Source organism: Larkinella arboricola (assembly GCF_003259745.1).
GTDB classification, from domain to species: Bacteria; Bacteroidota; Bacteroidia; order Cytophagales; family Spirosomataceae; genus Larkinella; species Larkinella arboricola.
Genome location: NZ_QLMC01000005.1, coordinates 27,179 through 40,726, shown reverse-complemented (window position 1 = coordinate 40,726; position 13,548 = coordinate 27,179). Strand labels below are relative to the sequence as shown.

Below are 13,548 nucleotides of genomic sequence, written 5' to 3'. Positions count from 1 at the left end.
AAGACATGGCAAATTTTGCAATAGATGCTGTTAAAGCAACCACCTACGACGCCATCGTGATTGGCTCCGGAATTAGTGGCGGCTGGGCAGCTAAAGAACTGACTGAAAAAGGATTACGAACGCTGGTACTGGAACGGGGCCGCGATGTGAAGCACGTCGTCGATTACCCGACTACCATGCTCAATAGCTGGGAAATGGAACACCGGGGGCAATTGCCGCTGTCGGTCCGGCAGGAGAACCCCATTGTTGGAAAATGCTATGCGTTCAACGAAGGTTCGGCGCACTTTTTTGTGAAGGACGCCGAGCATCCGTACGTACAGGAAAAACCGTTCGACTGGATTCGGGGCTATCAAGTCGGTGGAAAGTCGCTGCTCTGGGCGCGGCAAACCCAACGCTGGAGCCAGTTTGACTTTGAAGGTCCGGCCCGCGATGGTTTTGCGGTCGAGTGGCCGATTAGCTATAGTGATATTGCGCCCTGGTATAGCCACGTCGAAAAATTTGCCGGTATTACCGGAAACAAAGACGGTCTGGACACGCTGCCGGACGGCGAATTCCTGCCTCCGCACGAGTGGAACTGCGTGGAGAAATATTTCAGTCAGCAGGTAGCCTCCAAATACAAAGACCGTCACGTAATTATGGGCCGGGCGGCTCACATCACCAAGCCGCAACCCATTCACTTGCAACAGGGTCGGGCGCAGTGCCAGCACCGGACGATCTGCGAGCGGGGCTGTCCGTTTGGCGGTTATTTCAGCAGTAACGCTTCCACCATTCCGTGGGCGGCCAAAACCGGCAAGCTGACGCTGCGGCCCCAGTCGGTGGTTCACTCGATTATTTACGACGAGAAAAAAGGCAAAGCCACCGGTGTGCGCGTGATCGATGCAACCACGAAGCAAATGATCGAGTTTTACGCCCGCATCATTTTCGTCAATGCCGCAGCCCTGAATACCAACCTGGTGCTGTTGAACTCGACTTCCAACCGCTTCCCGAACGGTTTGGGGAATGACAGCGGAGTGCTGGGCAAATACGTTGCCTTCCATAATTACCGGGCCGGTATTTCAGCCGAGTACGACGGTTTTCTGGATTCTACAACGGAAGGACGGCGCCCTAATGGCCCGTATATTCCGCGATTCCGGAACGTTTATAAGCAGGAAACCGACTTTTTGCGCGGGTATGCTGCCGGTTTTTCTGCCTACCGGATGTCGCACACCAACCAGGACGGTTTTGGAGCTGATCTGAAGGCGAATCTGGCCAACCCAACGTTGGGCGGCTGGGGTGTCGGCTCCCACATGATGGGCGAAACCATCCCGAAAGAAACCAATTACGTGGCGCTGGACAAAGACCTGAAAGATCCGTTTGGTATTCCGCAACTGAAAATTTCGATCGATTACGACGAGAACGACGACAAAATGGTGAAGGATTATCAGGAGCAGATGACGGAAATGTTCACGGCAGCCGGTTTTACGAACATCCGGCTCCGCGACGATCACCGGAATCCGGGACTGGATATCCACGAGATGGGTGGCGTTCGGATGGGTAAAGACCCGAAAACGTCGATGCTCAACAAGTGGAACCAGTTACACCACTGCAAAAACGTCTTTGTTACCGATGGTGCTTCGATGACCTCCACCTCCACGCAAAACCCGTCGCTGACCTACATGGCGTTTACCGCCCGGGCCGTCGATTATGCGGTAAAAGAGATGAAGAAGACGAATTTGTAAAAGAGGGGTTGTTTCGCATAGTAAAGCGGAGGGGCGCAAAGTTTAGCGGAATGTATTTTCTCTGCTAAACTCTGCGCCCCTCCGCTTTACTATGCGAAACGATTTTTAAACTCAATTTTCTTTCACAACCGTCTCGCCGTGCGGGGTATGCATAAATTTCTTGCTGGCGGTTTTGACTTTTAGCAACGAACGAATCATTCTGAATATCAACACCGGTAAGGTCAGCAAATCCCTGATTGAAATTTTCTTCCACAGATAGCCGGGCGTTGATGTCAACAAGGTGAAGATGAGCATGGCCAGCAGCAGGCCGAAAAACTGGAAAACCGGCTGAAGCCCCAACACCAGCCCCAGGAATGTTCCAAACGAGAGAAGCGCCAGGTACAGAATCCGTGGAATCAAAAATCCTTTCACCAAACCGTTGAAAGCGTGCAGGTTCCCCCGTAACAGTTGCCGGATGCCCGTGCCGAAGTAAAGCTTGACAAAGTGAATCTGAGCCGCAATCCAGCGCGCGCGCTGGTGTTCAAACACTTCCAGATTCTGCACTTTCTCGTCATAAATCAGCGCATCGTTTAGATAGGCAATCCGGATGCCTTCGGTCAGCAACAACATTTCCAGTTCTTTATCATACCCGCCTACTGACCTGATCTGCCCCATCGCCCGTTTCATGGTGTCGGGTTCAAACGCCATCCCCGAGCCAATCAGCGAAGCTGAGAATCCCAGCGCCCGCTGCCCTTTGCGGAAAAGATGGTTGTTTACTTCCTCATTCATGGCGTCGAAAACGGCCACGCTGGTATTGGTATTTTTAGCCACCCGGTGCCCCTGCACGGCCCGCCAGCCGCTGTCGAACGCCAGGTTTACGCGGTGCAGAAAATCCGGCGCCATGTGGTTATCGGCATCGGAAACCAGCACAATATCGTACACGCCCTGAGGAAGCAGTTCGAGCGCTTTGGTTAGAGATTTCTGCACCGTCGACTGTTCAAAGCTGACGACCAATACGTTAACCCGAAAATGCGACAGTTGCTGCAAGGTTTCCGGGCGAAACGAATCGGCAATTACGTAGATATCATAAGAGTCGCTGGGGTAAGTCTGTTGCAGATTGGCCTGTACGGAATCCAGAATGACTTTATCTTCCTTGTAAGCGGGTACCAGAACGGCAATGCGCCGGATACGGACTGGCAGCCGGGTTGTCGACGCGTCGTCTTTTCCGCCAAACCAGCCAGCGGCTGCTGATACAAAAAGATATAAGCTATTAAAAATCAGATACGTGCCAATCGGCAGTATGACCAGATATTCCAGAAGGGCCATAGAATGCTAAATTATCGCAGTACAAATTGATTGAGTTTCTAATTCGTCTGATCATTTCAATGGACCTATCGGTTACTCAATAATACCGGCATCTCGCTTTTGAACCATCAGCTTCTGTTCATCTGACAGCAAATAATATACCATTCAATCGAGCATAAAAAACCTGGCCCAAAGGTTATCATTCAGTTTCCCGAATAACTTCCCCGAAGCCAGGTGTATATAAAAGTAGAACAGAGAAATTGCCGTTAATAGCGCCGAAACGATTGTTTTTTAATTAAGCGATTCCAAGCCGGGAAATTGTTTTTTCAAGTCGTCAATGCTTCGTGATTTTCTGACCTCCACCCGCCGAAGCATCGCTTTTATTTTAGCCTGTACTTCCAACGGATTAAACGGCTTTTCCATGCAGTCATCCGCCCCATTCTCCAGACAGCTAATCCGGGCATCACTATCGCCGGAATTAGAAAGAACCAGGATGGGCATTTTATGATAACTCTCGCTGTTGCGGAGCAGTTGAATTAGTTCAAGCCCGTTGAATCTGGGCAATTTTAGATCGGTAACGATAAAGTCAAACTTGTGGCCTTTTTCCAGTAACGCCATGACTTCAAAGCCGTTAGCAGCCGTTGTAACACTAAATTCTTTCGATAGCGTCCTGTATAGGACATTCACTAGAAAACGGTTATGCTCTACTACTAGAATACTCGATTTAAAGATTTTCATAAGGGACAGATTATACTTTAAAAGACTTACAAGCGTTCGAAAGCCACTCGGCAAACCATTTGATACATAAGTAAAAACGCTTATTGAAAAGCCGGCCTTTTACTCCGTAAAATAATTCCTGATGGACTCTAAACCGGAAAGCCCTTGTCTATAGCGAGCTTGCAAAAGGCAGCTTTTCAAGGTAATTACCTCTATATCACTATAATAAACTAAGCCATTTTATTGAATTGTACGGTTAGCACAGTTACCAATGGCTACCTCACAAATATAGAGCACTTATCATATAATTAAAAAAGTAAATATGAATTTATTTTTGCTACCCAACAATAAATCACACCCAAATTACTGAAATTCAATACAATAAAATACAATAAACAGTATTAACATTAATTGTGATATCCGTATTTATACTCTATAATTCACAATTTCTCATCAATACTCTGTACCAGAAGTTACTTGGCACGATATGTGATGCCATCCTGGAAGAATACTTATTCCATAAAAAGTATCTATCCCGTGCATAAATTATTAGCAGCGGCTTATTCAGAAAACGTAGCCCGGCAGACCCTATAGCACTATTTACGCAATCTAAAATAGCACCCTAATCCGGACTTCTCCGGATGCTCCAACCTCGAACAATGCGGGATCAGCTTGCTTCTATATCGTACCAGATACAAAAAGGATTATGGCTCTATAGCCTGTTAGGGACACTTATTGCTCTGGCATCCGGTTTTCTGATCGCGCAGTTTGGAGTGCTGGCTCTGGTTGTGCTGGTCATCATGCCCGTTGGCCTTTTGCTGGTAGGGGCCGTGCTTGCCGATCCCAAATTCGGTTTCATGGTTTACGTGCAGTTGATCTTTCTGGTCAATGCCCTGGCCCGCTTTCTACCCATCAGTATTCCGTTCGGAATGATCATCGATGGTATTCTTGGGCTTCTGGTTATCAGTTTGCTCCTTAATAATCGGCGGCTCTCCTGGAAAAGCCTTCATCATCCGGCTTTTTATCTGGTCGGATTCTGGTTCTTTTTTACCGTTCTGGAAATATTTAATCCCGAGTCGCCCTACCGCGCAGCCTGGTTTTTTCACGCCCGGTCCTTCTCGCTGCACTTTTTTATCGTTACGTGCGCCATTTTGATGCTTGGCCTAACCCGGACAGATTTCCGGATTATCCTACGTACCTGGTTAACCTGGTCGGTACTGGCTGCGCTCTGGGCGTTCAAACAACAGTACATTGGCCTGACTACCAACGAAATCATCTGGCTTAACTCCGGGGGCGCTTCCACGCACATTCTGTTTGGACACCTGCGCAGCTTTTCGTTTTACACCGATGCTTCGCAGTTCGGGGCCGAAATGGCCGCCGTTTCCCTGCTATGTCTGATCTGGATTTTTGAAACCAAATCGATGCCGCGCAAAATTGGTTTTGCGGTGCTGCTGCTGATTTATTTCTGGGGCTATGCCGTTTCAGGTACCCGGAGTGCGCTTTTTGTGCTGATTGCCGGCTACGGGTTTTATCTCTTCCTCAAACGCGATTTAGTTAAAATTGCCCTTGGTGTCTGTGCGGCTCTGCCCCTGATTTTTATTCTGAAATTCACTAGCATCGGGAGCGGCAACTACCAGATCCAGCGCATGCGCACCGCCCTGAATCCGATGGACGATCCGTCGTTTCTGCTGCGGCTCCAAAATCAGGAAAAACTGGCGGCTCTGCTGAAAGACCATCCATTCGGGGCTGGTATTGGCACCTCGCTCGATACCGGACAACGGTTTTCGCCCGATCACTGGGCGGCCCAGATTTCGCCGGATAGCTGGTATGTTGAACTTTGGATTGAAGTGGGCTGGGTCGGGCTGACTATTTATATCCTCATGCTGGTATCACTGATTGCGATTGGCGTATACCGGGTCTGGAATCTCCAGGACCCCGAGCTTAAATCCCTGATGCGGGCCATCCTCTCGGTTTTTGTGGGCATTGCCGTCATGGGCTACTCCAACCCGGTATTGGGGCAATTTCCTACCAGTGCCATGCTTTATATCAACGCCCTGTTATTTACTACCTGTAACCGGTGGGACAGGAAGGTAACGCCCCAGGCAGAACTTCCGGCCTAACTCCGACTACTCACAAAACCGTCACGGTCCTACCCGGACCCGCCCATCTTTGCCTATACGGTTTCAAAACTTAAAACCTTGTATATAATTCGACGAGTGATATGAAACTAGCGCATTTGATTCTGGCTCATGTATACCCCGAACAACTCGACCGGCTGATTCGGGCGTTGCAGCATCCAGATGCGGATTTTTACGTTCATATCGATCAGAAAACCGATATTCGTCCGTTCCTGAAATTACAACAATATAATAATGTTTACTTCGTTCGGAAACGGCAAAAGGTGTGTTGGGGAGCCTATAGCATGGTACAGGCAACCTTAAACGGTTTCGAACAGATCATGGCGTCCGCCATTCCGTACGACTACATCAACCTGCTAAGTGGTCAGGACTATCCGCTTAAATCACCGGAGTATATTCATCACTTTCTGCAAAAGCAGGCCGGCACTCAATTCATGGAATATTTTTCTCTGGAAGATGAATGGCAGGAAGCGATCCAGCGGGTGAATAAATACCACCTCACCCATTATCCTATTCCCGGAAAGCACACGCTGGAAAAACTACTGAATACGCTGCTCCCCGACCGAAAGGCACCGGAGAAATTAACTATAGTGGGGCGCTCCCAATGGTTTACCATTACGCTGGAAGCCGTCAAATACATTCTCCTATACTTGCGAATGCATCCCAATGTTAAGCGATTTTTCAAGCTGACGTGGGGCGCCGACGAGCTGGTTTTCCAAACGTTGCTGTACAATTCGCCGTTCCGGTCCAGAATACAGAACAATAACCTGCGTTACATCGACTGGTCGGAAGGGAAAGCCAGCCCTAAAATATTGACTGTAGCCGACGAACACGCCCTGCGCGCGTCCGGCAAATTATTCGCCCGCAAATTTGACACGACGGCCCACTCAGAGATACTGGATTTACTGGACACAAAGTACCTGACGATCGGACGGTTTTAAACCCGTACGGCGGGTTTGACCCACGCTTTTTCTTCCGGATCGTACTGTTTCAGCAACCGGGCCGGATTGCCCCCTACCACGGAATACGGCGGCACATCGCGCGTAACGACACTTCCGCCCGCAATAACCGCATGCCGTCCGATGGTTACACCCGCCGTAATGACGGCATTGGCCCCAATCCAGCATTCTTCTTCAATAACAATGGGACGGGTGACGACGGGTTGTTCCCGGATCGACCGCGTTACGTCTTCGTATGAGTGATTCAGGCCCGACAATACTACGTGCTGGGCAATGATGACGTCATGTCCGATGCTTACCGGACCAATCACCACCGACCCAATACCAACCGTGCAGCGGTCGCCGATCGACACCGGCCCTACCCCATTGTTCACCACGCTGAATGCTTCGATGACACTGCGGTCGCCCAGCGAAAAGGCATTAAACGGCAGCACATCCATCCGCACCGACGACCGAATCATGGATGTTCGGTGCCGCTTATGAATAAACGGATTCACAAACCAGCTGACCCACCGGCGGGGCCGGGCTTCATGGCGCGGAATCAGCAGCCAGTGAATGAATTGTTTCAGCCGGGGATTCTGGTCGAGATACCCTTTCATACGGTTTTTGAAATGGACGGCGCAGTTTTTGATTTAGAAACGCGAAATTGATCGATGGCATCAGTTAACAACCCCACCGAATTCTCCCAGGTATGCTCCCAGGCGAAAGCAATCCGTTCTTCCGGCGACGATAATACGTTACCATTCAGTACGTCGTCGATACGGGCAATAAACTGGTCCGTATTTTCGGCGAGGTAAACGTGTTCATCAAACAGGGCCATCGTTTCGGTTTTGCCAGCCACCACCGGTTTTCCCATCGCAAGGTATTCATCAATTTTGCGCGGATAATTACCAATGGTTACTTCGTTCAGAATCTGCGGATTAATCAGCACATCCATAGCGGCCAGGTAAGCCGGAATCTCGCGGGGCGTTTTAGCGCCGAGAAAGCTCACGTTCGGCAGAGCACTCAGCTGTTCGGTTGGGAACGAGTCGTCGGTGGCCCCGATCAGGACAATCTGCCAATCGGGTCGTTGCCGGGCCAGGTTTCCAATCAGATCACCATCCAGCCGCAAACCCGTAAGCGCACCCGCGTAGCCGATTCGGGGGCGGGGCAGCGCGGCAATATCAGCGGGAATTTCCGTAATGGCGGCCGGATCGAACATTTTCAGATCGCAACCCTGCCCAACATACACCGAACGCGGGTTATAACGGGCGGCCTGATTGGCCAGATACAGCGAATTACTGGCCACCAGATCCACCTTGCTCATGAGCAGGGGTTCCAGTCGGGCCCCGTGGCGCTTCCAGAAATTGACCGCCAGAAAATTGTCCCGCAGGTAATAGACATACACGTCCGGCTGGAGCAATTCTTTCAGGTAAAACCCCTGAAGCATGTCGTTATCGTTAATCAGTACGAACGACTTCCAGCCCAGTTCCTGAACGGCTGCTTTAATTTCGTTCGACAATACGGTTCCATTGTAGCGGTTTGCCCAATCGTAAAAAGGCGTGTCGGGCAGCCAGTTAAACGATCCCAGCAGCGTCTTGGGCGACAACACCCACAAATTTTCCTCCGCCTGAATCAAATGACGGCCCTGATTTTCAGCCATAAATTTATCCCGTCGTTGGGCTCTTCCGGATTTGTCGGAAAGCCGCGCCGACCAGTCCAGCGGTTCGTTGACAAACAATACCGAGTGGTTGACAGATAAGGTTCGGGCCATATCCCGAATGTTACTGCCCAACTGTTTTTCCTCCCAGGGCTGCCGTGAAGTGATGACAAAATTTGTTCCGCCAGATGATCTATTCATGAGCTGATCCAATATCGTTAGGGCTATCAATTGGTTCCTTAGTTTATATACCTGTCTGATAACAGAAAAACGACCCTACTGATCCTTCCGTATTACAAAGCAAATAGTATGCTTAACTCTTAAGTACTATCAACCATTTAATAAATAGTCGGATCCGTTAATGATAATTTAATTTAAGGTCAATTTTGAATTAAATTTTATGGGTACCATCTGCAAACACAGAAAATAAGGCCTACAATAAAAGCCAATATATCAATTAGTTACATACTATCTGCGTATACGTTGAACTAAGCCTGACGTTGCCTTTAGCAGAGAGTGTGGTACCATTTTTGCTACCCTATCTCTACTAAAGATACTTTACTCAAAATTCCAGGCTATCCGTAGAGATGACAGCAGCAATTCTAACTATTGTAAAATCCGTGCATCACAAGGCTACACGATTGTCTCTTTTCTGTCTATTTATTTCTTCATTGGGCTACGGACAAAATACGGCTTCGCCCAATCAGGCACCGACGAGGCTATCCGTAGTGAGCGACACGCTGTATCTGGACATCACGCAGGACCTGGCCGCCCAGTTATTACCGTTTGAAGAGATCGCAAAAATTGCCGTCGCCCAGTCGCCGGATGTCCGGTACGAAAACGAGGTCATTGTCACTCAGAACGTTGACTACAAACTCTCTAAAATAGCCATTTTACAGTCGGCAACCGGATTTACAACATATTCATTTGGTAATCAGGCCATTATATCAAACACCTCGTTTGGACCGGATGCTCTGGGGCAGATTGCCAACGGATACCGTAACGGGGTTGGGCTCCAGGTGAGCCTGTACGATTTGCTTGGCCGGAACCAGAAAATACGGCAGGCCCGCGCGAATTACCAGGCGGCCCTGGTCCGGAAAGAAGTTGTTGAGAAACAGTTTCGTAAGGAATTAATTACGGTTTATCAGGATTTGCTGACGGCACAACGGATTCTGAAACTCCGCATTCAGGACGAACAGGCCGCCCTGGCCGTATACCGCGTTGCAGAAGCCGATTCAAAGTCTGGCCGAATGGATCCGACAAACTGGGCGAGGGTGACCAATGCCTATGTTCAGGCCCAGTCCGGTACGGAACTGGCCCGGGGCGAGTTAATGAAAAACGTCTATTATTTCGAAACCCTCGTGGGTGTTCCTCTTCAACAATTAAAACGTAAATAATCTATCAATTCCATGACACCACGAGTATTCCTGCGTCTTTTACGGCAACATGCGCTCTGGTTTATATTGCTTCCGGTTGTGACGGCAGTGTCCGTGTATTTTTTCACGAAGAACGAGCCAAAAGCATACAAGTCACAGGCGACACTCTACACCGGGCTGGCTTCTGGCTATTCACTGCTCACCGATCAGAAAGCGGGCTTTATGGATCAGTCCGGCGTTGCTTTCGAAAACCTGCTCACTACGCTTAATTCGCAGGAAACGCTGCGCCAGGTCGGGGTAAGTTTGCTGACCCGGCACCTCCCCCTCGAAAAACCGGACGAAAAAGTCTTGTCGGCGGAGGGTTTTCAGGAACTCCGGCAGGAAATCCCGGAAAACCTGCGGCTTTCGCTGGTTAGAAATGCGAATGAAGCTACCCTCTATGCCCGCATCGACAGCCTCTCGCGCGTCGGAGCCGATAATCCCATTAAAAATTTACTGCTCAAGTCGGAAACATCTTACTCGGTGTGGACGATGGCGAAAAAGCTGAAGGCTACCCGTCGCAACTCGAGTGATATGTTGGATATGGAGTATGAATCGAATGACCCGGCGGTAGCCCAACAGACGCTGGACGCGGCTATTTCGGTTCTGAACAAACGGTATTCCGCCCTGAAAACCGCCGAAACCAACACGGTCGTCAGCTATTACGAAGGGCAGACCCAGGAATTGAAGAAAAAACTGGATGAAGCAGATAACAAACTGCGCGCCTTCAACGTGGAGCACAAGTTGCTGAACTTCCCATCCGAATCCAAAAACATTGCCGCATCGCGGGATTTGTTTACCGAAGATTATAACAAGGAGTTGATGCGGAACAGAGCCGCTAAAGCATCGGTTGATGCGCTGAACAAGCGTTTAAGTCTGCAGGGGGTGTTAATCACGGCCAATACCGAATTGAAAGCCAGACAGGCCGACTTAGCCGACGCCCAGAATCAACTTGCTAGTGCTCAGGCTTATAACCAGCCGGCTGCCGTCATCAGTCGTCTGCAAACCCGGGTCGATCAGGCTTCAGATGCTCTGAAAACAACCGCCCGGACGTATTCGGCGGCCGAAACCTCGCCGGAATCCATCCCGCAGCGCACGCTTCTGGACGAATGGCTGGCTAAAACCATCGATTTCGAAGAGTCTTCAGCCAAACTTGAAGTATATAAAACACGGCTGAAAGAGTACGAAAAGCTGACGGATGAATACAGCCCGCTGGAGTCGCAGCTTCGGCAGCTCACGCGCGATCAGGAACTGGCCGAAAAAGAATATATGGCAGCGGTTCAGTACATGAATCAAGCGGTTACGCGTCGCCAGGACATTACCGTGGATGGCGCCCTGACGATTCTCGATACGCCAAGTTTCCCGCACGATGCACAATCCAAACGCTGGCTGTTTATAGCCCTGGGTTTTGGTGTTGGGTTATTCATTGCGATGGTCTTAACCGCCATCCGGTTCTGGGCTGATCGCAGTATTGGTTCGCCCGAGCAGGCCGAGTCAGTGATGGGTCGTCCCATGACGGCTCTTTTCCCGACGGTCCGCAAACTTTCGATTGATTCCAAAGCCGGTCGCACCGCACTGAGTATGTTGGAGCAATTGTGCAACGCAATCAATTTTGAAATTGTAAAAACCACGGCTATCAAACCGTATCCGCCCGTTATTACCCTATTCAGCGTACGCTCGAAACAGGGCAAAACCTGGCTTGCTACCAACCTGGGCCGGATTTATGTCGAAGCCGGTCAGAAGGTGGCCTACTGCTACCCGCGCGCGGCCAATGAACCGGAAATGGTAGACCAGAACGGTATTACGTTCTTCCCCTACACCCGACGCTCGGATTTGATGAACGTCACGGAGGTTGAGCACCTGTTCGACAGCAAGACCAAGTTTGACGCGTCCCGGTTTGACCGGATCATTCTGGAAATACCAGCCCTGATCAGCAGTCCGATTCCGGTTTATCTGGTCAACCAAAGCACGCTTTCGATTCTGGTAACCGACGTGAACAGCATCTGGGCGCGGGCCGAACAAAAACTGCTTGAAATGTACCTGAAAATTGCTACTCACACGACGCTGGCTGTCTTGAATCGGGTGGATACCAGTTACATCGACGCCCCCAGCAAGACGGATGCCCAGCAACGGCCTACCGAACCGGAACATTCTACGGAAGTGCAACGCTCGCTCCGTTCGCTGGAAAACCAACGCATGCTTCAATACGGAAAAATATCGCAGTAGATTTTTAAAGGCACATGAGTACCAAACAACAGGCCATTAGTGGCGGGAAATGGATTACTATTTCCACCGTCATCTCAACGGTATTCCAGTTTCTGCAAGTTTCGATCCTGGCCCGCCTGCTCGAGCCTTCCGTTTTTGGAGTAGTCAGCGTCAGTACACTGATCATTAACTTCTTTTTTATATTCACTAATCTGGGCTTTTCCAACTCCATCATTTCAAAACAGGAGAGTGATCCCAAAGTGCTATCAAGCTTATATTTTATGGGCCTGATACTGGGTGGAACGGTCTTTTTAATCGTGTATTTCAGCTCTCCGCTGGTCGTTTCTTTTTATAATGAACCCCGGCTGGACAAGGTAATAAAATTAGCCTCTATCTATTTTATCATCAATTATTTCGGACAAATCTATTTATTCATTTTACAAAAAGAGCTTCAGTTTAAAGCAGTTGCCATTATTGAAATTATCGGCACAGTTACCGGCACCTCTATTGCTATTGCTTTAGCGTATAATGGGTATGCCGAAACGTCCCTGATTATTGGCTATCTAATTATGCACGTTGTCCGGACGGTCTTATCCATTATTCTGGGCTCAAAGTACTTCAAACCGTCATTTTATTTTAACCTTAAACTGATTAAAGACCATCTCCAGTTTGGCTTATTTAATGTCGGTGACGGCTTAATCGGATTTATTCAGGGCAATGCCGACAACATTATTGTTGGTAGTTTATTGGGCGTCACATCGCTGGGTTATTATACCATTGCCTATCAATTAGCGGTCTTTCCAATCACAAAATTAAACCCGATCATTTTGCAGGTCGCTTATCCTGTTCTGGCAAAAATGAAGGGTAATGATCAGGAATTAAAGAACTCCTACATCAAAATCCTGGATATTATCAGTTATTTAAACCTTCCCCTGTTGGCTGGTTTATTGATTACAGCCGAGAGCGTAGTTCCTATATTTTATGGACCGGGTTGGGACAATACAATTCCGTTGATTAAAATTTTCGTTTTCCAGAGTTTCTTTGGCTGTCTGACGCATCCGCTGTTTACACTCGCTTTTACCAAAGGCAAACCCAATCTGTTATTTTACCTGAATCTGGCTACACTAGTCGTTAAGATTCCGCTGCTTTATTTCTTCGGAAAATACTGGCACGTCACGGGTATCGCCTTTTCCTATCTGACGACAACGTTTATCAGCCTGATTCTGAACTTTTACATTGCGTATTCGCTGATCGGAAACTTCTTTAAAGAATTCCTGTCCAATATTGCCAAGCCACTTAGTTTCTGCCTACTAATGGTAATTACCATCTTCGGTTACAAAGAAATGGTAGGTTCTCAGGGCGTCTTCAATACCGTCGTGGAAATTGCTCTGGGCGGATTAATTTATCTGGCCTTGACACTACGGTTTAAGGTATCACTTCCGGAAATCAGAACCTTTAAAGAATCCCTGTAAC

At 48.9% G+C, this 13,548-nt stretch carries 10 protein-coding genes; 6 read left to right on the top strand and 4 right to left on the bottom strand.

Going from position 1 to position 13,548, the window contains the following annotated elements:
* The first annotated feature begins 5 nt into the window (after positions 1-5).
* The gene (locus LX87_RS19315; protein WP_111629932.1) at positions 6-1,718 is read left to right on the top strand and encodes a GMC oxidoreductase; all 1,713 of its coding nucleotides are present in this window, start codon (positions 6-8) and stop codon (positions 1,716-1,718) included.
* A gap of 111 nt (positions 1,719-1,829) precedes the next feature.
* Here the strand turns inward: LX87_RS19315 and LX87_RS19310 are convergent, their stop codons facing one another.
* Both LX87_RS19310 and LX87_RS19305 read right to left on the bottom strand, forming a co-directional pair.
* A complete protein-coding gene (locus LX87_RS19310; protein WP_111629931.1) occupies positions 1,830-3,023 on the bottom strand; it encodes a glycosyltransferase family 2 protein in 1,194 nt (397 codons plus the stop codon).
* Positions 3,024-3,293: 270 nt separating this feature from the next.
* Positions 3,294-3,740: a response regulator transcription factor gene (locus LX87_RS19305; RefSeq protein ID WP_111629930.1), complete on the bottom strand. Its 447-nt coding sequence runs from the start codon at positions 3,738-3,740 to the stop codon at positions 3,294-3,296.
* A gap of 638 nt (positions 3,741-4,378) precedes the next feature.
* Between LX87_RS19305 and LX87_RS19300 the strand changes: the two genes are divergently transcribed.
* The gene (locus LX87_RS19300; RefSeq protein WP_111629929.1) at positions 4,379-5,839 is read left to right on the top strand and encodes an O-antigen ligase family protein; all 1,461 of its coding nucleotides are present in this window, start codon (positions 4,379-4,381) and stop codon (positions 5,837-5,839) included.
* Between the two features lie 101 nt (positions 5,840-5,940).
* Positions 5,941-6,798 (top strand): beta-1,6-N-acetylglucosaminyltransferase, encoded by an 858-nt coding sequence (locus LX87_RS19295; RefSeq protein ID WP_111629928.1) that lies wholly within the window; start codon positions 5,941-5,943, stop codon positions 6,796-6,798.
* Here LX87_RS19295 and LX87_RS19290 read toward each other — a convergent pair.
* Together LX87_RS19290 and LX87_RS19285 are read right to left on the bottom strand one after the other, a co-directional pair.
* The gene (locus tag LX87_RS19290; RefSeq protein WP_111629927.1) at positions 6,795-7,415 is read right to left on the bottom strand and encodes an acyltransferase; all 621 of its coding nucleotides are present in this window, start codon (positions 7,413-7,415) and stop codon (positions 6,795-6,797) included. The two genes, LX87_RS19295 and LX87_RS19290, sit on opposite strands and share 4 nt — an antisense overlap.
* Positions 7,412-8,656: a glycosyltransferase gene (locus LX87_RS19285; RefSeq protein ID WP_111629926.1), complete on the bottom strand. Its 1,245-nt coding sequence runs from the start codon at positions 8,654-8,656 to the stop codon at positions 7,412-7,414. Before LX87_RS19285 ends, LX87_RS19290 begins: the two co-directional genes overlap by 4 nt.
* 440 nt (positions 8,657-9,096) lie before the next feature.
* Between LX87_RS19285 and LX87_RS19280 the strand changes: the two genes are divergently transcribed.
* Genes LX87_RS19280 through LX87_RS19270 form a run of 3 tightly spaced genes read left to right on the top strand, consistent with a single transcriptional unit; the run spans position 9,097 to position 13,547 of the window.
* A complete protein-coding gene (locus tag LX87_RS19280) occupies positions 9,097-9,852 on the top strand; it encodes a TolC family protein (protein ID WP_211325338.1) in 756 nt (251 codons plus the stop codon).
* Positions 9,853-9,864: 12 nt separating this feature from the next.
* Positions 9,865-12,096 (top strand): GumC family protein, encoded by a 2,232-nt coding sequence (locus LX87_RS19275; protein WP_111629924.1) that lies wholly within the window; start codon positions 9,865-9,867, stop codon positions 12,094-12,096.
* 14 nt (positions 12,097-12,110) lie between these two features.
* Positions 12,111-13,547: an MOP flippase family protein gene (locus LX87_RS19270; protein WP_111629923.1), complete on the top strand. Its 1,437-nt coding sequence runs from the start codon at positions 12,111-12,113 to the stop codon at positions 13,545-13,547.
* The last annotated feature ends 1 nt before the right edge of the window (position 13,548 follow it).

What these genes read in the sequence shown, in the direction of transcription:
- LX87_RS19275 (WP_111629924.1), top strand. Translation starts at nt 9,865, where the DNA reads ATGACACCACGAGTATTCCTGCGTCTTTTACGGCAACATGCGCTCTGG.
- LX87_RS19270 (WP_111629923.1), top strand. Translation starts at nt 12,111, where the DNA reads ATGAGTACCAAACAACAGGCCATTAGTGGCGGGAAATGGATTACTATT.
- LX87_RS19300 (WP_111629929.1), top strand. Translation starts at nt 4,379, where the DNA reads ATGCGGGATCAGCTTGCTTCTATATCGTACCAGATACAAAAAGGATTA.
- LX87_RS19290 (WP_111629927.1), bottom strand. Translation starts at nt 7,415, where the DNA reads ATGAAAGGGTATCTCGACCAGAATCCCCGGCTGAAACAATTCATTCAC.
- LX87_RS19310 (WP_111629931.1), bottom strand. Translation starts at nt 3,023, where the DNA reads ATGGCCCTTCTGGAATATCTGGTCATACTGCCGATTGGCACGTATCTG.
- LX87_RS19285 (WP_111629926.1), bottom strand. Translation starts at nt 8,656, where the DNA reads ATGAATAGATCATCTGGCGGAACAAATTTTGTCATCACTTCACGGCAG.
- LX87_RS19295 (WP_111629928.1), top strand. Translation starts at nt 5,941, where the DNA reads ATGAAACTAGCGCATTTGATTCTGGCTCATGTATACCCCGAACAACTC.
- LX87_RS19305 (WP_111629930.1), bottom strand. Translation starts at nt 3,740, where the DNA reads ATGAAAATCTTTAAATCGAGTATTCTAGTAGTAGAGCATAACCGTTTT.
- LX87_RS19315 (WP_111629932.1), top strand. Translation starts at nt 6, where the DNA reads ATGGCAAATTTTGCAATAGATGCTGTTAAAGCAACCACCTACGACGCC.